Origin of the sequence: Nonomuraea basaltis, assembly GCF_005893125.1 — a bacterium.
GTDB lineage: Bacteria > Actinomycetota > Actinomycetes > Streptosporangiales > Streptosporangiaceae > Nonomuraea > Nonomuraea basaltis.
Window position 1 is genome coordinate 37,542 of sequence record NZ_VCJS01000072.1, and the last position, 19,970, is coordinate 57,511.

The following is a 19,970-nucleotide window of genomic DNA, read 5'->3' on the forward strand; positions in this document are numbered from 1 at the left end:
CTTCTCCACTCGTTGGGGACATGAGAGGTCCTCTCACGGGGCGTTTCGCAGCGTCCCTTGCCTTCGTAGTTTGGCGGTCATCAATGACAGCGCAAGGAAGAGGGCGCATATGACTGGAACAGGCGAGGGCATCCCGCGCTGGGTGAAGCTGGCAGGGATCGTCGCGGCCGTCCTGATCCTGCTGGTCGTCGTCATGATGCTCATCGGCGGTGGCGGCCTGGGCCACAAGATCCCCAGCCACGGCGGCGGCCCGGTCAGCGCGCCGCCCGCCACCGGCCCGGACGGACTCGGATGACCATGCCACCGGCCCTCGAATCCCAGTAACGGAGTTATCTCACCGTGGAACCTGCCATCCAGGTCATTGACGTCGTCAAGACCTATCCACTCGGCGCCGACGAGGTCGTCGCCGTCGATCATCTCAATCTTGAGATCGAGGACGGCGAGTTCGTCGCGATCGTGGGCCGCTCGGGCAGCGGCAAGACGACCTTGCTCAACCTGCTCGCCGGTATCGACCGGCCCACCTCCGGGACCGTCCGAGCTGCTGGGGCCGATCTCGGCGCGCTATCGGAGTCGGGGCTGGCCGAATGGCGTGGCCAGAATGTGGGGCTGGTGTTCCAGTTCTTCCAGCTGCTGCCCACGCTCACCGTAATCGAGAACGTGATGCTGCCGATGGACTTCGCCGGGAAGATCCCCGCCGTCAGACGGCGTGACCGGGCCCTAGAGCTGCTGGAACGGGTGGGCATCGGCGAACAGGCCGACAAACTGCCCGCCACGCTCTCGGGAGGCCAGCAGCAACGCGCCGCCATCGCCCGCGCCCTGGCCAACGATCCGCCGCTGCTGCTGGCCGACGAACCGACCGGCAACCTCGACTCGCACACCGCGGACGCCGTACTGGAACTGTTCGCCGATCTGAACGCCGAAGGGCGGACCATCGTGGTGATCACCCACGAACGCGACATCAGGTCCATCGTCAGGCGCGAGGTCACCCTGAGCGACGGCCACATCGTGACCGACGAGAGCGTGATAGCGCGATGACCGGACTGATGACCGTCAAGTTGCGCAGGGACCTGCGGGCGTCCTGGTCCAGGTTCGCCCTCATGGTGGTCGCGCTCACGGTCAGCCTGACGGTGTTCGGCGGCCTGCTGGCCGCCTGGGCGTCCATCGGCAGGGAAACCAGCGGCGCGTACATGAGCACCGAGCCCGCCTCCGCGACGATCGTGCTCGACCACGGCATCGACGCCACGCGGATGGCGGCCATCGCGGCAGAGGTGCGGCGGCGGCCGGGAGTGCTGGAGGCGACCGGACGCACTCAGTTCGACACCCCGATCGAGGTCAACGGGCAACCGCAGACCCTGCCGCTGCAGGTGTTCGTGGCCGCGCCGGACGATGCGATGCGGATGGCCACGTTCGACCTGCGCCAGGAGGGCCGCTGGCCGCCGGCGCCCGGCGAGATCCTGATCGGCGAAGACTCCCTCGGCCTGCTCGACGTGACGCCCGGTGACGCGCTGACCGTCACACCCCCGGGCAAGGAACCGGTGAGGCTACGCGTGGCGGGCACCGTCTACGACCCCAGCCTCGCCCCCTCACCCCAGGAACAGCGGGGACACGCCTACCTGTCCGCCGCCGCCCTGCAACCGGCCCTGCTGGACCAGCTGAAGATCCAGGTCGCCGAACCCGGACAGCAGACGCCGAGCCGGGACCGCGACACCGTCGTGGCCATCGCGGGACAGGTCGGCGCGTGGTTGCAACAGGACAAAGGCCTGGCCATCGCCGAGATCCAGGTGCCCACCCCCTACGCCCATCCCCACCAGTGGCAGGCCGACGTGCTGCTGATCTCGCTCATGGCCGGCGGGGCGGCCGCGCTGCTGCTCAGCACCATCCTGGTCGCGAACATGCTCAACAACCTGTTCACCCAGCAGATCCCGCAGATCGGCATCATGAAGGCGATCGGCGCCAGCGCCGGCCGCATCCGCCGCCTCTACCTGGCGATGATCCTCCTGGTGGCCGCCGCGGCGACCCTGCTCGCCCTCGCCCCCGCCACCGTGATCGGCCGCTATCTCCTCGGGACACTGCTGGAGATCCTCGGCATCCAGTCCATCGATCTCGCGGCTCCCTGGTGGGCGTACGCGGTGATCCTCGCCGCCGGTCTCGGCCTGCCGCCCCTGATGGCGCTGGTCCCGCTGATCCGGGCCGGCCGCATCACCGTACGGGCGGCCATCGACCACCACGGCGCCACCTCGAAGCCGGGCGGCGCGGGCGCCAGGCTGAGTCGGTTCCGCAGCCTGGACCGCGGCCTGCTCATGGCGCTGCGCAACACCGTGCGGCGTCCCGCCCGATTCTGGCTGTCGGTCGGCATGCTGGCCGGCGCCGGCGCGGTGTTCGTCGCCGGGATGTCGCTGAACTCCGGCACCCAGGCGGTGGACGAGCAGCGCAAACAGCAGCGCTACTGGGACGTCGAGGCGCAACTGGACGTCCCCGCCCAGCAGGACGCGGTCACCAGCGCCGTGCGGCAGGTGCCGGGCGTCGCCCGCGTCGAGGCGTGGAAGCGGGCACAGATCGGCATCGCCGGGCCAGGACAACTGCCCTTCAGCCGCACCTACCCCGACCAGGGACACGGCAGCGTCGCGGTCAGCACCGTGCCAGCCGATCCCGTGGCCTCGCCGCCTCCGCTGCTGCAAGGGCGCTGGCTCAAACCGGACGAGACCGGCGCGGTCGTGCTCAGCCAGATCGTCCGCGACGCCACCGTTCCCGGCCTCGGCGCCGGTGACACCGTGCGGCTGTTCATCGACGGCAAGCCCAGCACCTGGCGCATCGCCGGCATCGTCGAGGAGCGCGAAGGCAACGGCGCCGGCGTGTACACCACCGCGCAAGGCCTCGCCGACGCCACCCGGCAGCCCTCGCTGGTCAACCAGCTCCGCGTCATCACCACCGGCCATGACGAGCAGACCCGCCAGGCGGTCGCCGCCGCCGTCGACCAGGCGCTCACCGGCGCGGGTGTCAAGGCAGGACACGCCGCCTCGGTCAGCCGCACCAATGCCGCCTCCGCCGGGCACATGGGCCCCGTCCTCCTCGTGCTGCTGGGCGTCGCCCTGCCGCTGGGCGTGGTCGGCGCCATCGGCCTAGCCACCACCATGAGCGCCAACATCCTGGACCGCACCCGCGAGTTCGGCGTCATGCACGCGATCGGCGCACGCCCGAAGACCGTACGCCGCATCGTCGTCGCCGAAGGGATCTTCCTCGCACTCGCGAGCTGCGTGGTCGCCGCCCTGCCCGCGCTCGGGCTCACCGCCGTCCTCGGCGCCGGACTGGGCAACCTCTTCACCAAGGCACCGCTACCGTTCCGCGTCTCGGCGCTCGCGGTCGGCATCTGGATCGTCCTGTCCGTCCTGGGCGCGGTCCTGGCCACCGAAGCCGCCGCCAGCCGCGCCTCCCGCATCACCGTCCGCGAAGCCCTCACCTACCTATAAGACCGTTCGAGCAGCCGGGACACCTCAACCCGAGCTGTCCCGGCTCTACGCCGCGAACGCGCGCACCGCAGACTCGCTCGTACGGTTCACGGCCACCACCGCGCACGGCAAGGGCTCGCGGCCCGCTTCGAACCCAAGCGTCCCCCAGCTCAATTTGGCATAGTGAGGTGCGAGTTCAAGTTGAGCCCAGTGCAAAAATCTGTGAACCCGCCCCTTTTGCCCGGCGGCGGTGTCGAAGACCGCGACCGCAGCCTCGAGGCGGCGCTGCTGCGCGAGATCGACGAAGAACTCGGCGGCCAGGCCGTCATTCACTCCCTCCTCCACATCGACGACAGTGTGCCTGAGCAGCGGCAGTACATTTTCCTGGCGCGCATCGACACCTGGGATATCAGGACGCGCTGCGGCCCGGAGTTCAACGACCCCCGTCCGCGGCCAATACCTGCTGCAGACCACACCGCTTACGCGTGATGCCGTCGCCGGCTTGAACCTGCTACCCGGCGCGGTCGCTGTCCTGCTTGCCGATCATGTCCACGTGCTGTTTGCCCTGGCCGATCTTCGCCAGACGTGTCAATGGACGGGCAGGCTCGGCTCGGTGTTGGAGGACCGAGGCGCGAGCCTTGGTCATCTGCCTGTGCGGCCGCCGGCCATCAGTCCTTCCATGATCCGTCCGTCGTAGTGCCCGCACCAGCGAGCTGGTCCGGCAGGCCCGCGACCTGCACGCCCTGCTCACCAGCCCAGCCTGACGGCCGCACGAGCGGCGTCTGCGCCGCCCCCGGGGCCGAGGGGTCAGCTTCGCGGTGGTTGTTCACGGCCGTTTGCCGCTGATCGGCATGCCGAGGTGGACAGGTGCGGGTGCGAGGTCCGCCCGGCCAGACCCGGTCACCGGATCCGGCGCCTATGGCGGCGCGTTCATCGGCGCGCTCGCCTTCGAGATCGCGGTGATGGTTCTGACCGTCAGCGCCTGTCGCCCGGGCGGGTCAAGCCCGACTCGTAGGCTGCCATCACCAGCTGGGCGCGGTCACGTGCCCCGAGCTTGGCCAGGATCCGCCCGATATGGGACTTGATGGTGAGCGGGCTGAGCACCAGATGCCCGGCGAGCTCGTCATTGGACAGCCCGGCCGCGATGAGCACCAGCACCTCCCGCTCGCGGGCGGTGAGCTCGGCGACCCGGCCGGTCACCACCAGGCTGCTGTCGGGCATGTTGACGACACGCGCGATCAGCGATCTCGTGGCGCCGGGAGACAGCAGCGCCTCCCCGGAGGCCACCGTCCGGATGGCGTCAAGGAGCTGGGCGGGGCGGGCGCTCTTGGCCAGGAACCCGCTCGCGCCGGCACGCAGCGCGCGCACGATGTTCTCCTCGGTCTCGAACGTGGTCAGCATCAGCACGCGTGTGGCCGCGAGGACGGCGTCGGCGCAGATGAGCCTGGTCGCCTCGATACCGTCGCGGTCGGGCATGCGGATGTCCATGACGATCACGTCAGGGTGGCTCGCGCTCGCCACGTCGACGACTTCGGCGCCGGTCGCGGCCTCCCCCACCACCTCCATGTCGGCCGCGGAGTTCACCAGCTGGGCGAAGGCGCCGCGCACCAGGTCCTGGTCGTCGGCAAGAACCACGCGGATCACGGCGTACGGTCGTCCTTCCAGGGGAGCACGGCCACCACCTGGAAGACGTCGTCCTCTGTGGCGCCCGCGGTGAGCGAGCCCGAGACCGCTCGCGCGCGTTCGGTCATGCCCAGGATGCCGTAGCCGGCTCTTCCCCGCACACGAGACGGAGTGTCGTTGACGACACGCAGGCGTAGCTCTCCTGGCGAGTAGGTGATCTCCACCTGCACGTCGCTGCCCGGGGCGTGTTTGGCGGCGTTGGTGAGGGACTCCTGGAGAATCCGGTAGGCGGACAGCCCCACCGCCCGAGGCACGGTCGGCCGCACTCCGGTGGTGCGGACCCGTACGGCCTGCCCAGAGGCACGCGCCTGCCTGATCAGCTCGGGCACGTCGCCCAGGCCGGGAACGGGCCCGGCGTCGTCCGCGTCCTCGCCGCGCAGCACGCCGAGTGTGGCGGACAGGCCGTCCATGGCGTTCTGGGCGGCGTCGTCGATCACCTTCATGGCCTTGCCGAGGTCTTCCGCGGTGCCCAGGTGACGGGCCACGGACGCCTGCACGCCGATGACGGAGATGCTGTGGGCCAGGACGTCGTGCAGCTCACGGGCGATGTGCAGGCGCTCTTCCATGACCCGGCGCCTGCCCTCCTCTTCCCGGGCCTGCTGGATGCGCACGACCCGATCTTCGGCCGCCGCCACCGCCTGCCTGCGCGTTCGTACGATCTCCGCCGCCACCAGCGCGAAACCGATCCAGCCGAATGCCCCGATGGCCCCGGTCGGGCCGAGTGGACCCGCGAAGAGCGCGACCGCGCCCAGCAGCGCGGCACAGGCGGCGCCGATCACCACGCCGCGCACCCGTGAACCGGCGGACACGGCGGTGAACAGGGCCACCATCAGTGCGGGTATCAGCGGCTCGTGCGGGTATCCCTGCGTCACGTACGCGATCAGCGCGGCGAAGGAGCAGGCGAAAACCGTCAGCGGCCACCGCCGCCGCACCGCCAACGGCGCGACCACGGCCACCGTCAGCACCACGGCCATCGCCGACGGCGGACCGCTCTCCACACCGATCGCCATCAGAGCCGCGCCGAGCAGCACAGGGGTGACCAGCAGGCGCAACCAACCCACGAGGATCCCTCCCCTTTCACCCGCCCGCCGATGTGCAAAGCCATCATGGCGGAGTCATGGATGGCCGTCGTCCTCCTCAGGACGTCATGCCGTTGGTACCACGGGAGGAACGGCAGGTACCGACCGTGGTCGGCTGCGCGGGGCCGCGCGGCTGCGAGAGCGTCATCCCATGCTTCGACCAGTGGAAACAGTTTCCAGGGAGACCAAGCCGCTCGACGGGGTGTGGCGCTTCACGGTGGACGCCGACCGGGCAGGGCGGCGCGAACGCTGGTGGGCGTCCGACCTGCCGGGGACCCTCGACATGCCGGTGCCCTCCAGCTACAACGACGTCATCCCCGACGCGTCGATCCGCGATCACGTGGGCGACGTGTGGTACCAGACCTCGGTCCGCCCGCCCACCTCATGGCAGGGGAAGAGGGTGGTGCTGCGGTTCGACGCGGCCGCGCATCTGGCCACCGTCTGGGTGGGCGATGAGGAGGTGGTCACGCACCGGGGTGGGTTCGTCCCGTTCGAGGTGGACGTGACCGACCATCTAAGGTACGGGGCGCCGAACCGCCTCACCGTCGCCGTCAACAACGAGCTGAGCCTGTCCACCATGCCGCCGGGCAAGCAGTACCGGACCCCGGCCGGGGCGACCGCGCAGGCCCTGACCGCCGACTACTTCAACTACACGGGCTTGAACCGCCGGGTCTGGCTCTACGCGACCCCGCACGATCACATCCGCGACGTCACGGTACGGACGCAGCTGGACGGCTCGACCGGGCTGGTCGGCTACGACGTCGTGACCTCCGGGCCCGGTGCGGTGGAGGTGCGCCTGCTGGACGCCCACGGCACGCGGGTCGCCGCCGCGTCCGGCCACGCCGGGGAGCTCGTGGTCCCGCGGGTGCGCCCTTGGGAACCGGGGGAGGGCTACCTCTACCGGCTGGAGATCGGCTACGGCGAGGACGTCTACGAGTTGCCGGTGGGGGTCAGGACCGTGGCCGTACGCGGGCGGGAGTTCCTCATCAACGGCCGCCCGTTCACTTTCAGGGGATTCGGCCGGCACCAGGAGAGCCCCGTCCGCGGGCACGGTCACGACGACGTGGTGATGGTGCACGACTTCGCCCTGCTGGACTGGATCGGCGCCAACTCGATCAGGACCGCGCACTACCCGTACGCCGAGGAGGTGCTGGACTACGCCGACCGGCACGGGATCCTGGTCATCGGCGAGCAGGAGGCCGGGATGATCAACCTGGCCATGGACTTCGGCCCGCGTACCGGCCCAGAACCGCAGACGTTCGGCCCGGACGGGTTCGGCGCCGACGCCCAGGAGGGGTGCGTGACGGCGGTCCGGGAGCTGATCCAGCGCGACAAGAACCATCCCAGTGTGGTCATGTGGTGCCTGTCCAACGAGCCGGACTCAGCGGCCGAAGGGGCGCGGGAGTTCCTCCAGCCGATCGTCACGCAGGCCCGCGAGCTGGACCCCACCAGGCCGGTGTGCTTCACCAACGTGTTTCTCGCGCCGGCCGAGCGGGATCGGATCACCGACCTGTTCGACGTGATCTGCCTCAACCGCTATTACGGCTGGTACCTCGACGGCGGCGATCTGGCCTCCGCCGAGCAGCGGTTGACCGCCGAGCTGGACCAGTGGGCGGCGCGCCACGACAGCCCGATTCTCATCACCGAGTGCGGCGCCGAGGCGCTGCCCGGTGTGCACGAGGTGGCGGCCACGATGTGGACCGAGGAATACCAGAGCGAGGTCCTGGAGATGGTCGCGCGGGTGGCGGACGCGCACGAGGCCGTGGTGGGACAGCACGTGTGGAGCTTCGCCGACTTCCGTACCCGGCAGGAGATCATCCGCCCCGAGGGGAACAGGAAGGGGGTCTTCGACCGCAATCGCCGGCCGAAGGCCGCCGCGCACACGCTCCGCCGGCTGTGGCGGCGATGAGGCGGCGTCACGTCGTCGGGTACGGGCTGGGCGAGGCCGCCAACCAGGCGGCCTTCGCCACCGTCTCGCTGCTGCTGCTGTCCTACTACACGGACGTCGTCGCGATGAACGCGGCGGTCGCCGGGCTGGTCCTGATGGTGGTCAGGATCGTGGACGCGTTCTTCGACCTGTTCGCCGGCCGCCTGATGGACCGCACCAGCAGTCGCTGGGGCAAGTTCCGGCCGTTCCTGCTGGCGGGCGGGATCGCGCTGGCGGTCACGAGCGTGCTGCTGTTCACCGTCCCCGACCTCGCCGGTGGCCTTCAGGTGGCGTACGCGGCCGGCACGTTCGCGCTGTTCGGCCTGGCCTTCGCCTTCAGTCAGGTGTCGCTGGGGTCGCTGGCGGCGGCGATGACCCAGGATCCACGCGAGCGCGACCGGCTCGCGATGGTCCGCTCGATGTCGTCCTTCTTCGTCTACCTCCTGCTCTACGCCGGCATCGCCCCGTTGCTGGAGGATGTGCCGGACCAGGGCGAGGCGTACCTGCTCGTCGTGGTCGCCGCTTCGGTCGTCTCGGTGGTGCTGTTCGCCTGCTCCTTCGCCATGACCCAGGAGTCGGTGAGCCGGGCCGAACCACGCATCACGCTTCGGCAGAGCCTCGCCGCCGTACGCGCCAACCAGCCGCTGCTGGTGTTGTGCGGCGGCATGCTGCTGATGCTCGTCGGCTTCGAGACGTTCAACTTCGGCATGTTGTACTACGCCCGCTACCTGGCCGGCGGGGTCGACACCTTCGTGGTGATGTCCATCTCGATGGCCATCGGCCAAGGTCTGTTCGGCTGGCTCACCCCCCGGATCTCCCGCCGGTGCGGCAAACGCGGGACCTACGTCGGAGCCGGGGCGGTCGCCGCATTCGGATATCTGGCGCTCGTCTTCGCCGATCCCGCGCAGATGTGGCTGGTCCTGATCGTGCTCGCCGTGTCCGCGTCCGGCACCGCCGTCCTGCAGACCGTCCTGTTCTCACTCCAGGCCGACACCGTGGAGTACGGGCAGTGGCGCTCGGGCCATCGTGCCGAAGGCGCGATCTACGCGTTCTTCTCCTTCGCCCGCAAAGGCGGGAACGCGGCCGCCGCCGGCCTGTCCGGCGTCATCCTGGCCACCACCGGATATGTCGCCAACGCGACCGTTCAACCCGAGGGCGCGGAGTGGGGGATCCTCACGCTCGTCGGCTTGATTCCAGCGGCGGGCTTCGGTCTCGCCGCGGCCTGCATGATCTTCTACCGGTTCTCGGAACGCGACTACCAGCGCATCGTCGCCGAGCTCGCACAGTCACGGGAGGAACGGCCATGGCCCTCGCTCAAGGGCTCCTGATCGCCGGGATCCTGGTCAGCCTGATCAGCCTCGGCCAGACCGTCTCCCACCTGTGGGACGACACCTACCTCGTACCGAAGGCCAAGGACGGCAGCAAGCACGCCCAGTTCCACATGCAGCGCGAAGCCGTGGGCGACCTGGGGCACATCGCCGTGATGCTGCTGGTGATCCTCGCTCCTCCGGACCAGAGGACCCCGCTGCTGTGGTGGATCCTGGCCGTGACCATGGTGTCCTACTACGGGGCCTACTGGACGGGCCACCTGCTCATCGGAGTCGGAGCTCCACACTGGTACGCCAGGAGCGTCCACGTGATCGTCAGCGTTTGCGGCGCCCTGTCCCTCGGCCTGTCCTACGGCCACTATCACTGAGACCCGTCCCGATCACAGCGTGGCGGGCGCTGGTCAGCTCAACCTGAAGACAGCCGGTGACGCGGCCCGGGATCAGTTCGCTGCTTGAGCTTGTGCATGGAAACCGATCGGTTTACAGTGAGGCAAGGCGAAACCGATCGGTTTCCCAGATGAGTTCGGGAGTGCATGATGACGACAAATCGGCCGGTGGCACTCGTGACGGGTGCGTCATCCGGCATCGGGAAGGAAACCGCGCTCGCGCTGGTCGCAGCGGGTTTCGACGTGGCCGGCACAGGCCGCGACACCTCGCGCGTCACCCCGCTCCACGGTGTGACGTTCCTCGACCTCGACGTGGTCAGTGACAAGTCGGTCACCGCCGCGGTCCAGCAGGTGATCGAGCGGTTCGGGCGGATCGACGTCCTGGTCAACAACGCCGGCATCGGCTCGATCGGTGCGGCCGAGGAAACCTCCGTCGCGCAGGCCCAGGGCGTCTTCGACATCAACGTCTTCGGGGTCATGCGCATGGTGAAGGAGGTCCTGCCGCACATGCGCGCCCGGGGACGCGGGCGCATCATCAACCTCTCGTCCGTACAGGGGTTCATCCCCGCTCCCTACATGGCCGTCTACGGCGCGTCCAAGCATGCGGTCGAGGGCTACACCGAGTCCCTGGACCACGAGGTCCGGGAGTACGGCGTCCGGGCCCTTCTCGTCGAACCCGCCTACACCAGGACCGGATTCGAGGCCAACAGCGCGAAGCCCGACACGCCCCTGCAGGCCTACGCGGATCAGCGGCACGTCTTCGACCGCCTGATGGCGGAGGCGATCAAGGACGGCGACGACCCCGCCGTTGTCGCCAAGGCGATCGTCGCGGCAGCGACCGACGCGAAGCCGAAACTGCGCTACACCGCCGGCCCCATGGCCGGACGCGCGCGCCTGCTCCGCTTTGTTCCTGCCTGGGTCTTGGACAGGCAGATCCGCAAGATGAACAAGCTGGCCGGTTGACACCCGCCAACCCGCAAACCCCATCGCGCCGTTGATACCGGGAGAGATCCATGTCCGAGACCCTGCACTCCGCCGCCGCTACAGTCGCGAGCTGGCGCGCCGCCGCAGAACGCGGTGACGTCGGCGCCGCGGTCGCGTGCCTGAGCCGGGACGTCGTGCTCAGCTCGCCGCTCACCGAGCAGTTCCGCTTCGAGGGACCTGACCAGCTGCGCGACTTCCTGACCTCGGCGTTCGCGGCGGTCGAGGGCATCCGCTTCCACACTCAGACCGGCGAGGGCGGCGCGTACGGGCTGTTCTACCGGGCGCGGGTGGGATCCCAGCCGTTCGAGGAGGCGCAACTGCTGCGGCTCGACGACGAGGCACACATCAGGGAGATCACTCTCTTCGGGCGTCCGATGCCGGCTCTCACCGCCCTGATGATCAGCGCGGGGTCGGAGCTCGCCCGCCGGCAGGGCCGCCGGGGCCTCGCGGCGCTCATGCGCGCCAGCGCCGCGCCCGTGCACGCGATGGTCACCTTCGGGGACCGCCGCGTGGTCCCGCTGACCCGGCCGGCAGCCCAGTGGACCTGAGAGAACCAGGTCCACTGGGCGTTTGGCCCCGTTCCCCTTCCCGGAGTTGGCGGTAGCCGCAGGCGATGTCCTCGGCGGACAGCTTCGGGTCGGAGGAACGCAGGAGGTACTTGCCGTCCAGGTGGGCAGGCTGGTGTCCCGTCTCAAATGATCTTCTTTGATCGCAATGCGCTGAGCAGGGCGTGTGGAATGTCGGCGAGACAGGGATGGGGTCAGATTCTCAGTTTGTGTTGTCGGCGGAGGGGGCGGCCCTCGACGTGACGCGCGCGGCAGGTCCCGCTCATCGCCTCAATCCCTTCAGCCGCTGGGCGGCGCGCTATTGCAGATGGACGGCGTGGCTGTTCGCGGGAGCTCGCTGATCTGCCAAGAGATCACGCTCCCACTTGTGAAGAGCTGCCGTAGGCCGGGTGTGGCGGCCAACCGGTCATCGGCCAGGCGCCCGGCCGCTACCGGGCGGTGACGGACACGGTCAGAGAACAATTCACGTCCGGTAAATGCCCGGTTGCTGTCCTGGCCATGGTGCTTCCTGGTGGTTAAGAATTGAGGCGCCAGCGCGACTGCTCTCGCCCTCCGGGCCGTAGCGGTCTCACCACGAAAATCACTGCAGTACCGTGATCAACTTACCTTCAATCTTTATGGGCGCAAAATCAAGACGACGTCTTCAGGGATGCGTTTGGGCGGATTCTCGAACTCCAATTAATCATTCAAGAAAGGAATCTTAGAGCAATGACGAAGCGCATCCTATCCAGCGTGCGCAGACTCGCGGCAACAGCGGTGGTCGTCACAATAAGCGCTGGTCTCGTCAATATCGCGGCCACGCCAGAACATACCGATGTGTCGGGTGGCCGCACCTCGGTCTCCGTGGTCGCCCAGATGCTCCAGGGCCTGTAGCGTCCCAGGGCGAACCGGTGTCGCCGCCAGATCAGGGGCTGAGTTGCCTGCCAACTGACCATGCCACCGAGTTGCGTGGGCATGGGTGACATCAAGAGGAATTTCGATCCGATCGGAATAATATCCAACACCTGAAAGGAAGATCGACCGTGAAAACGGGCCAAAGGATTGCGACTGTTGTTTCGGCATTCACCCTCGCCTGCGTCGCCCTGGCGGGCCAAGCCAGTGCGTCTTCCGTGCAATCGTCGTCCGCGTCCGTGGCGGCGATCCCGCCGCCTGTGCCTCCAGCGGCGATCCCGCCACCGCGGTGCATCCCGCAGGACCAGGGGAAATATCCCTACGAATGGGAATATCAGTCCACCCGGTCGCTGAGTAGGGGAGGCCACGGAACGCGGGTGCACGTGTTCTACATCTACTACACCCCGATAACGTGGTTCAGCATGGCGAGAAAGGTCACTTGTAGTGTCAGATTCTGACACATGTGATTTCGCGTCATCACGCATAGAGTCGTATCTCTCACCGCGCCCCGGCCCGGCAGCCCATGCCCGGCCGGGGCCTTCTTGCCTGCGGCGGCACATCAGGACGCGCGGCGCGAGGGAGAGCTGAGCTGATCGGGGACGGCACGGGAGCTGTCCGCTCCTTGGCCGCGTCTGGCCCTGCGCGGATCGCCCAGATCCTGTACCGGTCGATCTGGACGGTGCATGGCGGCACCGCCACCCCGCCGACCGGGGTTGCGGACCTCCAGGAGCACGTGCTGACCCGCGACCTGCGAGCCGGCACGACGGCCGCCAGCTGAACGCGTGCAACAGTTCGGTCAGGATCGCCCTCTGGGAGGTGACGGAGCGACGAAGGGCGAAGGCAGTTGGACGCAGATTCCCGCTTTGCGGAGTTTGTCGCTGAGCGTGGCGACGCATTGCTGCGCTACGGCTACGTGCTCTCCGGGAACCGGCACGACGCGGCCGATCTGGTGCAGGAGGCGCTGCTGAAGCTGCGCGCCGCCTGGCCGCGGCTACGGACCAAGGACAATCCGGAAAGCTACGCCCGCACCACCATGGCCAGGCTGCACATCGCCGCATGGCGGTTGCGGCGGCGCGAGCAGCTCGCCTGGGACCCGCCCGAGCACGCGCACCACGACGCGCTGCCGAGCGGGGACGAGCAGGCGATGTGGCAGGCGCTGGCGGGGTTGCCGCGCAAGCAGCGGGCGGTCCTGGTGCTGCGGTACTACGAGCAGCTGAGCGACGAGGAGATCGCGGGCGCGCTCGGCATCTCGCGAGGGACCGTGCGCAGCCAGGCGTCGCGGGCGCTGGACAAGCTCCGCGCCGCCGTACCGGAGAACAGCCGCAGCGGGCGGCCCCCGGCCGCCAGGGAGAGCAAGCGATGAACGACATCGAAGAGACGTTGTGCAGGACGCTGGGGCACGCGGCCGAGCAGGCGCCGCGGCTGCCCAGCACGCTGCCGGGACAGTTGGCGACCGGCTACCGGCGGCGCAGGAACAGGGCCAGGGCGGTGCTCGCGGCGACGGCTGTGGTGGTGGTCGCGGGCGGGACCACGGTGGGACTGCGCGGCGGCGCAATCGAGGCGGTGTCGCCCGCGACCGACCCCACCGGCATCCCGTCAGCGATGATCAGCACGGCGCCGCAGGAGACGCTGCCGCCGCCCATCGAGCAGGTGTGGCCGGAGGCGGTGCGCAAGGTGTCCGCCGAAGGGCCGGACGGCAAGGAATTCACTCCGCTCGCGTTCATCGACGACAGGAACGTGCTCGTCTCCACCTCGGCCGGATTCGAAAGGACGGCCGCTCTTTACGCCTTCGACCTGGACAGCCGCGAGTTCCGCAAGATCGCTGACACGCCGATTCCGGCGGGGACGGTGACGTTCAGCTCGGACTTCACCATCGGCAACGGCCAGGTGGCCTGGTGGACCGCGACCTCTGACGCCCGCGCGCACATCTACCGCGCTCCGCTGTACGGCGGCGAGGCCGAGCTCGTGACCAGCCTGGAGATCACCGACCAGCAGGACATGGGGCTGGGCAGCCTGGACGTGGCCGACGACAGGATCTACTTCTCCGAGCAGGAAGGCGGAGTGTACAGCGTCCTCCTCGGGGGCGGGAGGGTAGAACAGGTGCAGAACAGCGCGGGCATGCACGTCCTGTCCTGGCCGTGGATCGGCAGGCCGCGCTACCTCGGGGAAAGCGACGGGCCGCGGTTCGGCGAGATCCGCAACGTGGAAACCGGCGAGACTCGTACGGCGGTGACCCGGCCTGGCGAGAAGTCCGTCACCTGTGACCTGACCTATTGCTCCGGCATCAGGTCCGACGGCGAGAGCTTCCACCGACTGCGTGACGGCTCGCAGGAGCGAACGCTGCCAGGCGACATACCCCAGCTGATGCCGCCGGCCCTGGGCCGCTTCTCCATCACGACCGTCCGGGACGAGCGTGCGCTGCTGGGCGTCGCGCTGCACGACCTGACCACCGGCACCTCGGCCGACTTGGGCCTGCGACCACGGGGCAAGAGCATTTCCCACCCGGGCTTCAGCAGGGACAACAGGCTCCTGTCGTACGCGTTCGGGGGCGAGGTCGTCATCGTCGACCTGGCCAAGATCCGGTGACCAGGGTGGCGTGACGGATCATCTCAACCTCATCAGGCAGCCGCTATCGGCTCAGCTTTCAAGCCACCGTCCTGGAGGGCAGCCAGCGGCCAGTCAAGACGTTGTTGGTCCGGGGCGGTTCAAAGGGCCAGTGCGAGCCGATGCCGAGTGCGCGGCGTTCGTAGGCTGCGGCTCGCATGGATCCTGGCGCCCTCTTGGCTCGGAGCGCTCACGAGCGCGACGACGGAAGCTGCGATCATGCATGATTTCGGGATGATGAGGATCGAGACGCCGTGGGGGCCCTGGGAAGCCGCGCCGCTTGACGAGGTCGTCGCGCTGATGCGCGGGCTGGCGGCGCCGTGGTGGGTGGCCGGCGGGTACGCGATCGAGCTGGCCGTGGGCCGTGCGTATCGCGAGCACGGGGACGTGGATATCGCGTTGCTGCGTCGGGACCAGATCGCGGTGCGGCGGCTGCTGGACGGCTGGGACGTCCACGCCGCAGTCGTGCCCCAGACGCTGCGGCCATGGGCGCTGGACGAGGTGCTGCCCGAGCAGGCGCACGACATCTGGGTGCGCGAGCATCCGGACGGGCCATGGCGCTTCCAGCTCATGTTGGACGAGGCCGACGGAGAGGAGTGGACCTACCGTCGTGACCCTCGGATCCGCCGCTCGCTGGCCGGGCTGACCGTCGAGGAGGACGGTTTCCACCGGCTTGCCCCGGAAGTGCAACTGCTCTACAAGTCCAAGGGCATGCGGCCGAAGGACGAGGCCGATTTCGAGGCGGTCCTCCCGCTGCTGAGCAACGGGCAGCGGCGCTGGCTGGACGAGGCGCTGGAGACCGAGCACACCACACATCCCTGGCGCGAGCGCCTGCGCCATGATCCATGAGATGGACGCTGCCGTAGCACCGGTTGAGGGCTTTGAGGCGGTGTATCTGAGCGACGATGGCACGGAACGGCGGGTGCCGCTGGCTCTCCTGGTGGAGGAGGTTGAGACGTTGGGCGATATCGCCCGGCCAGCCATCCACGCGCGATCAGGAAGCGCCCCATGCGTCCAAACCCGAGGTCGGCAAGGACTACACCGACAAGGGCGAACTGCATGACGACCGCAGTTTGAAGGGCCATTGGAAGAAGACCGTGCGGCCGGTGCCTATCCCGCCCGAACTGGTGGCGCTGTTGCGCTGGCACATCGCCCGGTTCGGGGTCACGAAGGACGGCAGGCTGTTCCGCTCCTAGAGCGGTCGCGGACGGCAAGGCTCGTCCTATCCAGGCTCGACGGCGACCGGGCCGAGGCCCAACTCCGTCAGGTCGCCACCCGTTTGCTTGCCCGCGGATCAGGTGAGATCAGGCCCTGACCCCTGAGCAATACGGCTCCCGCCAGCGCGAGTGTGATGGCCTGCAACACGAGCATGACGCTGAAGTGCACCGGCTGCAGGGGCAGCACGCGCATGCCCAGGTGGAAGCCCAGGTGCACACCGACTGCCATCCACAGCCCGCCGCCGCGTACCCGCGCCGCCGTGCACGCGAAGCCGAGCGCCACGGCCATGACCACGTAGAGCAGCCTTTCCGTTATGGTGTCCGCCGCGCTTTGGGAGATGATGTGCAGAACGCCGAATCCGGCCGAGACGATGATCACGACGGCCCGTGGCGACAGCCGTACCGACAAGGTGTCGAAGACGTGGCCGCGCCAGAGCAGTTCCTCCGGGAAGGCTTGGCCGAGCAGGAGGACGACTGCGCCCAGCGGCAGCCAGGCATAGACGGAGGCGTCGATCGGCCCCAGGGTGGACGCTCCCATGGCGAGGGAGAGCCCGTTGGCGGCGAGCACGGGCACGGCGCCCGCGAGCACGCCGAGCAGGACGTGTGACGGGTTGCGCCAGCCCAGTGCCGGCCACGGCCGCCGGTAGAGGAAGCGGCGGATGAGGTAGACCAGCAGGAGCCCGGTGAGCGTGATGCCGAGCGCGCCGAGTGGCTCTCTCAGCGGGTTCGCCTGGTCGAGGAGCAGTAACGCGGGGACGGCGCCGATGAAGACCTGAGCCAACATGACGACCACGGCAAGGAAGACGGACCAGAGAGTTTTCACGCCAGTCACGGTAGAAACGCTCGGGTACAGCGCGCATCCGGCCGGAGATAGAGATCGCCATGACGAAAGTCATGGTGACGTGGGTGGGATCACAGGCGTTCGGCGGGATCGTAGGTTTGTCGCATGGCGTGGTTGCGTGATCCCGATCGTCCGGTTCTCCTCAGCGTGGTGTTCTGGCTGGTGCTCGGCGCCACGGTCGTGGTCAATCTGGCGATCCCCAGCAATGCGCGGGACCGGGTCCTGTTCTTCGCTGATGTTGTGCTGCTGTGCGGGCTGTGGCTGGTGATGCCGTGGCGGCCCGGCTATGGTCGGCGCTTGGTGGCTCCCGCTTTCCTGGCGGGCACGTTCGTGCTGGGGCTCACCGGGGCGATCGGCACGCACATGCCCCTGCTGCTCATCGGCGTGGCCAACCTCGCCGTCGTGTACGGCATGCGGGTCGCCACCGCCATCCTGGCCGCGTTCGGTGTGATCATGGTCGTTGTTGTGCCCCTGTTCTATGGCAGGCCGATCGTCCAGGCGCTGGCCGAGACGGCGGTGGTCGCGGTGCTGGCCACCTTTTCGATGGGCATGGCGTCGGCGGTGTTGCGGGCCCGGCAGCTCGCCGAACGGGTGCGGGAGCTGACCGTCGCCGAGGAGCGCGCCAGGATGGCGGCGGAGATGCACGATTCGATCGGACACCACCTGACCGTGATCAAGGTGGGGCTGGAGAACGCCGAGCGCTTCCGCGACCGCCGTCCCGCAGCCGCCTGGGAGGAGGTGCGCCAGGCCAAGGAGCTCACGGTAGCGGCGCTGGCCGACGCCCGCCGGTGGGTGCGCGCGCTGCGCCCGCTCGCCCTCAACGGTCACCTGGGCAGCGCCGCGCTCCAGCGGCTTGCCGACTCCTTCGCAGGCACCGGCGTCAGGGTCACCTTTGAGGTAACAGGGACCGAACGCCTGCTTGAGCCTGACGCCGAGTTGGTGCTCTACCGTGTGTTGCAGGAAGGGCTCACCAATGCCCTCCGGCACGCCGAAGCCAAGTCCGTACGTGGCACGCTGACGTTCGAGAAGGGAATGGTCGCGCTCGTGGTCGCCGACGACGGCAAGGGCGATGACCGTGACCATGATCATGGCCACGGGTTCGGATTGAGCTCGCTAGCCGAGCGGGTCAAGGCGCTTGGCGGTACCCTCACCAGCGGCAACGCGGCCAAGGGCTTCGAGCTGCGCGCGGAGCTGCCGTCGTGAGCGCGGTCCGGGTGCTGCTGGTCGATGACCAGGAGCTGATGCGGCAAGGGCTGCGCAAGCTGCTGGAGATCGAGGAGTGCATCGAGGTCGTGGGCGAGGCGGCCGACGGGGTGGCCGCTCTGGCAGCGGTGGACGAGACACGCCCCGATGTGGCGCTCGTGGATGCCCGGATGCCGCGGATGGACGGCGTGGAGCTGATCACCCGCCTGACGGTCGAGCATCCCTCGGTGGCGGCGATCGTGCTCAGCACCTTCGACGAGGACGACTACATCTTCGGAGCGCTGCGCGGCGGCGCCGTCGGCTACCTGCTCAAGGACTGCTCGCCCGACGAGCTGGTGGCGGCCATCTTGCAGGCGAGCCGCGGCGAGACCGTGCTGAGCAGCCCGGTCGCCGCCCGGCTGGTCGCCAACCTGCGCCGGGCACCGGTGCACGGCGCATTCCCCGGCCAGGAACTGCTATCGGCCCGGGAACTCGAAGTGGCCCGGATGGTGGCGGCCGGCGCCGCCAACCGGGAGATCGCCGCCCGGCTGTTCATCACCGAAGGGACGGTGAAGAACCACGTCTCAAGCGTGCTGCGCAAGCTGGGCCTGCGTGATCGCACCCAGCTCGCCCTGCACCTAACGGGCCGGTAGCCATGTGGTTGGCTCGATCAGCTCGATCTCGATGGCCAGCACGCCGAGCGCCTCTTTCTCGGTGCCGTAGATGCGGCGGATGTTGGCCAGCTGCTGCTCACGTGGGCTGTCGGGGTTGACGTTGGTGGCGCCCTCGGCATCCAGCATCTCCTCGAAGCTGGTGTAGCGGGCCACCCGCTTGACGCGAGTGAGGGCGTCGTCGCGGCCCCACACAAACCGGATGTGGTCGCCGGCCTTGAGCTTGCGCAGGTTCGGGTATGGCACGCGGACCTCGATGGTCTTGCGGCCGGCGGCGACAAGGGGCTCGTGATGTTGCGGGACTGGCACCCTCAACCTTGAGTCAGCTCGTCAAGCCCGTGCAGTAGCTGGCCAAGAGCCGATCTGTCGGCGGCGACGCCGTGACGCGTTTACACGATGGGATAAGCCGCGTCGAGGAGGCGGCGCAGGTGCATTGTGTCCGTGGCCAGGGCCGTCACCAGAATGGCCGGACCGGCGAGCGGGGTCAGCATGGCCTGCCCGTGGGCGGGGTCGTCGCCGACCAGCCGGACGTCCGGCGGCTCTTTCTCGTAGGCGGGATCGACGATGAGGATCTGGCCGACGGCGCGGTGGCCGGCGAGTATGGCGGGGCCGTCCCAGCCGGGTGCGTCCGGACCGTACATGGTCTGCTGGTCCAGGAGAGGATGTCCGTCGTGCCGGACGGTGAGACGGGTGGTCAGCCGGCCCGGCGGTTCGTTGGCGCGGCCGAGGACCTGTTCCTCGCGCAGGACGAGTCGCGCACTGGCGGCGAGGTCGATGGTGCAGGTCTGCCGCAGGTTGCTGCGTGCGGCGGAGATCAGCGGCTGGGGCAGCCAGTGCAGGCTCGCCTGGTCGGCCGCGGTCAGGTGAACGTCGTATGTGGCGTGCTCGGGGGTGGGGCCGCGCAAGGCGATGGTGGCGGCGACTGTGGTGATGTGCAGGTGGGCGTCTTGTTCGGCGGTGGCTTCGATGCGCAGTCGGTCGCCGCCGAGCGGGGCGCTCATGGCACCGAGGATGCACACCCGTGCCTGGTTTCCGTGCGGGCGGTTGCGGCGCAGGTCGAAAGGACCGTCGCCGGCCAGAACGGGCAGGGCGGTGGCGTTTCCCGCGCTGGTCGCCCTGATGCGGGCGGTGGCGTGCACGCCGGGGGCGGTGCGCCCGGCCGGGG

22 protein-coding genes are annotated in these 19,970 nt (G+C 68.9%); 17 read left to right on the top strand and 5 right to left on the bottom strand.

All coding sequences use genetic code 11. The features are described from left to right. The first annotated feature begins 109 nt into the window (after nucleotides 1–109). The 4 genes from EJK15_RS30630 (at nucleotide 110) to EJK15_RS30645 (ending at nucleotide 3,935) form a co-directional block, all read left to right on the top strand. Entirely contained in the window at nucleotides 110–295 is a 186-nt protein-coding gene (locus EJK15_RS30630; RefSeq protein WP_138713956.1) for a hypothetical protein, read from the top strand. A gap of 44 nt (nucleotides 296–339) precedes the next feature. Next, nucleotides 340–1,035: an ABC transporter ATP-binding protein gene (locus EJK15_RS30635; RefSeq protein ID WP_138713957.1), complete on the top strand. Its 696-nt coding sequence runs from the start codon at nucleotides 340–342 to the stop codon at nucleotides 1,033–1,035. After that, nucleotides 1,032–3,467 carry an ABC transporter permease gene (locus EJK15_RS30640; RefSeq protein ID WP_138713958.1) on the top strand — a complete coding sequence of 812 codons (2,436 nt, stop codon included), beginning with the start codon at nucleotides 1,032–1,034 and terminating at the stop codon, nucleotides 3,465–3,467. Before EJK15_RS30635 ends, EJK15_RS30640 begins: the two co-directional genes overlap by 4 nt. 189 nt (nucleotides 3,468–3,656) lie before the next feature. Then, nucleotides 3,657–3,935, top strand: coding sequence for an NUDIX domain-containing protein (locus EJK15_RS30645; RefSeq protein ID WP_171074623.1), 279 nt, complete (start codon nucleotides 3,657–3,659; stop codon nucleotides 3,933–3,935). Between the two features lie 486 nt (nucleotides 3,936–4,421). Here EJK15_RS30645 and EJK15_RS30650 read toward each other — a convergent pair whose 3' ends face one another. After that, nucleotides 4,422–5,090 carry a response regulator gene (locus EJK15_RS30650; RefSeq protein WP_138713960.1) on the bottom strand — a complete coding sequence of 223 codons (669 nt, stop codon included), beginning with the start codon at nucleotides 5,088–5,090 and terminating at the stop codon, nucleotides 4,422–4,424. Next, complete coding sequence (locus EJK15_RS76470; protein WP_138713961.1) at nucleotides 5,087–6,190, bottom strand: sensor histidine kinase; 1,104 nt, start codon at nucleotides 6,188–6,190, stop codon at nucleotides 5,087–5,089. Before EJK15_RS76470 ends, EJK15_RS30650 begins: the two co-directional genes overlap by 4 nt. A gap of 181 nt (nucleotides 6,191–6,371) precedes the next feature. Here EJK15_RS76470 and uidA point away from each other — a divergent pair, with 181 nt between their 5' ends. The 11 genes from uidA (at nucleotide 6,372) to EJK15_RS30700 (ending at nucleotide 16,090) form a co-directional block, all read left to right on the top strand. Next, the gene (gene uidA / locus EJK15_RS30660) at nucleotides 6,372–8,117 is read left to right on the top strand and encodes a beta-glucuronidase (RefSeq protein WP_206061185.1); all 1,746 of its coding nucleotides are present in this window, start codon (nucleotides 6,372–6,374) and stop codon (nucleotides 8,115–8,117) included. Then, nucleotides 8,114–9,463 (top strand): glycoside-pentoside-hexuronide (GPH):cation symporter, encoded by a 1,350-nt coding sequence (locus EJK15_RS30665; protein WP_138713963.1) that lies wholly within the window; start codon nucleotides 8,114–8,116, stop codon nucleotides 9,461–9,463. Before uidA ends, EJK15_RS30665 begins: the two co-directional genes overlap by 4 nt. Continuing rightward, nucleotides 9,439–9,831 (top strand): hypothetical protein, encoded by a 393-nt coding sequence (locus EJK15_RS30670; RefSeq protein ID WP_138713964.1) that lies wholly within the window; start codon nucleotides 9,439–9,441, stop codon nucleotides 9,829–9,831. Before EJK15_RS30665 ends, EJK15_RS30670 begins: the two co-directional genes overlap by 25 nt. A 165-nt stretch (nucleotides 9,832–9,996) precedes the next feature. Beyond that, nucleotides 9,997–10,812: an oxidoreductase gene (locus tag EJK15_RS30675; RefSeq protein WP_138713965.1), complete on the top strand. Its 816-nt coding sequence runs from the start codon at nucleotides 9,997–9,999 to the stop codon at nucleotides 10,810–10,812. 50 nt (nucleotides 10,813–10,862) lie between these two features. Next, nucleotides 10,863–11,381, top strand: a complete 519-nt coding sequence (locus EJK15_RS30680; RefSeq protein ID WP_138713966.1) for a nuclear transport factor 2 family protein — start codon at nucleotides 10,863–10,865, stop codon at nucleotides 11,379–11,381. Nucleotides 11,382–12,107: 726 nt separating this feature from the next. Beyond that, the gene (locus EJK15_RS70985) at nucleotides 12,108–12,272 is read left to right on the top strand and encodes a hypothetical protein (protein ID WP_171074624.1); all 165 of its coding nucleotides are present in this window, start codon (nucleotides 12,108–12,110) and stop codon (nucleotides 12,270–12,272) included. A 640-nt stretch (nucleotides 12,273–12,912) separates the two neighbouring features. Continuing rightward, nucleotides 12,913–13,068 carry a hypothetical protein gene (locus tag EJK15_RS70990; protein ID WP_171074625.1) on the top strand — a complete coding sequence of 52 codons (156 nt, stop codon included), beginning with the start codon at nucleotides 12,913–12,915 and terminating at the stop codon, nucleotides 13,066–13,068. Nucleotides 13,069–13,134: 66 nt separating this feature from the next. After that, the gene (locus EJK15_RS30685) at nucleotides 13,135–13,653 is read left to right on the top strand and encodes a SigE family RNA polymerase sigma factor (protein WP_138713967.1); all 519 of its coding nucleotides are present in this window, start codon (nucleotides 13,135–13,137) and stop codon (nucleotides 13,651–13,653) included. Further along, on the top strand, nucleotides 13,650–14,876 hold the full coding sequence (locus EJK15_RS30690; RefSeq protein ID WP_138713968.1) for a TolB-like translocation protein: 1,227 nt from the start codon (nucleotides 13,650–13,652) through the stop codon (nucleotides 14,874–14,876). Before EJK15_RS30685 ends, EJK15_RS30690 begins: the two co-directional genes overlap by 4 nt. A 252-nt stretch (nucleotides 14,877–15,128) precedes the next feature. Next, the gene (locus EJK15_RS30695; protein ID WP_138713969.1) at nucleotides 15,129–15,743 is read left to right on the top strand and encodes a nucleotidyltransferase domain-containing protein; all 615 of its coding nucleotides are present in this window, start codon (nucleotides 15,129–15,131) and stop codon (nucleotides 15,741–15,743) included. A 101-nt stretch (nucleotides 15,744–15,844) separates the two neighbouring features. After that, nucleotides 15,845–16,090 (top strand): hypothetical protein, encoded by a 246-nt coding sequence (locus tag EJK15_RS30700; protein ID WP_138713970.1) that lies wholly within the window; start codon nucleotides 15,845–15,847, stop codon nucleotides 16,088–16,090. A 67-nt stretch (nucleotides 16,091–16,157) separates the two neighbouring features. On the opposite strand, the gene EJK15_RS30705 is transcribed toward EJK15_RS30700, so the two are convergent. Then, nucleotides 16,158–16,934 (bottom strand): CPBP family intramembrane glutamic endopeptidase, encoded by a 777-nt coding sequence (locus EJK15_RS30705; protein ID WP_138713971.1) that lies wholly within the window; start codon nucleotides 16,932–16,934, stop codon nucleotides 16,158–16,160. Nucleotides 16,935–17,057: 123 nt separating this feature from the next. On the opposite strand from EJK15_RS30705, the gene EJK15_RS30710 reads away from it, so the two are divergent. Together EJK15_RS30710 and EJK15_RS30715 are read left to right on the top strand one after the other, a co-directional pair. Further along, the gene (locus EJK15_RS30710) at nucleotides 17,058–18,155 is read left to right on the top strand and encodes a sensor histidine kinase (protein ID WP_138713972.1); all 1,098 of its coding nucleotides are present in this window, start codon (nucleotides 17,058–17,060) and stop codon (nucleotides 18,153–18,155) included. Then, a complete protein-coding gene (locus EJK15_RS30715) occupies nucleotides 18,152–18,787 on the top strand; it encodes a response regulator (RefSeq protein WP_138713973.1) in 636 nt (211 codons plus the stop codon). Before EJK15_RS30710 ends, EJK15_RS30715 begins: the two co-directional genes overlap by 4 nt. Here EJK15_RS30715 and EJK15_RS30720 read toward each other — a convergent pair. Both EJK15_RS30720 and EJK15_RS30725 read right to left on the bottom strand, forming a co-directional pair. Next, nucleotides 18,773–19,114, bottom strand: coding sequence for an ASCH domain-containing protein (locus tag EJK15_RS30720; protein ID WP_206061186.1), 342 nt, complete (start codon nucleotides 19,112–19,114; stop codon nucleotides 18,773–18,775). The genes EJK15_RS30715 and EJK15_RS30720 overlap by 15 nt on opposite strands. Nucleotides 19,115–19,194: 80 nt before the next feature. Next, on the bottom strand, nucleotides 19,195–19,970 hold a 776-nt coding region (locus EJK15_RS30725), incomplete at its 5' end, for an urease accessory protein UreD (RefSeq protein WP_138713975.1).

Bases quoted from the DNA above. Each gene is read 5' to 3' on its own strand.
- EJK15_RS30630 (WP_138713956.1), top strand. From the start codon at position 110: ATGACTGGAACAGGCGAGGGCATCCCGCGCTGGGTGAAGCTGGCAGGG.
- EJK15_RS30640 (WP_138713958.1), top strand. From the start codon at position 1,032: ATGACCGGACTGATGACCGTCAAGTTGCGCAGGGACCTGCGGGCGTCC.
- EJK15_RS30665 (WP_138713963.1), top strand. From the start codon at position 8,114: ATGAGGCGGCGTCACGTCGTCGGGTACGGGCTGGGCGAGGCCGCCAAC.
- EJK15_RS30670 (WP_138713964.1), top strand. From the start codon at position 9,439: ATGGCCCTCGCTCAAGGGCTCCTGATCGCCGGGATCCTGGTCAGCCTG.
- EJK15_RS30675 (WP_138713965.1), top strand. From the start codon at position 9,997: ATGATGACGACAAATCGGCCGGTGGCACTCGTGACGGGTGCGTCATCC.
- EJK15_RS30680 (WP_138713966.1), top strand. From the start codon at position 10,863: ATGTCCGAGACCCTGCACTCCGCCGCCGCTACAGTCGCGAGCTGGCGC.
- EJK15_RS70985 (WP_171074624.1), top strand. From the start codon at position 12,108: ATGACGAAGCGCATCCTATCCAGCGTGCGCAGACTCGCGGCAACAGCG.
- EJK15_RS30690 (WP_138713968.1), top strand. From the start codon at position 13,650: ATGAACGACATCGAAGAGACGTTGTGCAGGACGCTGGGGCACGCGGCC.
- EJK15_RS30695 (WP_138713969.1), top strand. From the start codon at position 15,129: ATGATGAGGATCGAGACGCCGTGGGGGCCCTGGGAAGCCGCGCCGCTT.
- EJK15_RS30710 (WP_138713972.1), top strand. From the start codon at position 17,058: ATGGCGTGGTTGCGTGATCCCGATCGTCCGGTTCTCCTCAGCGTGGTG.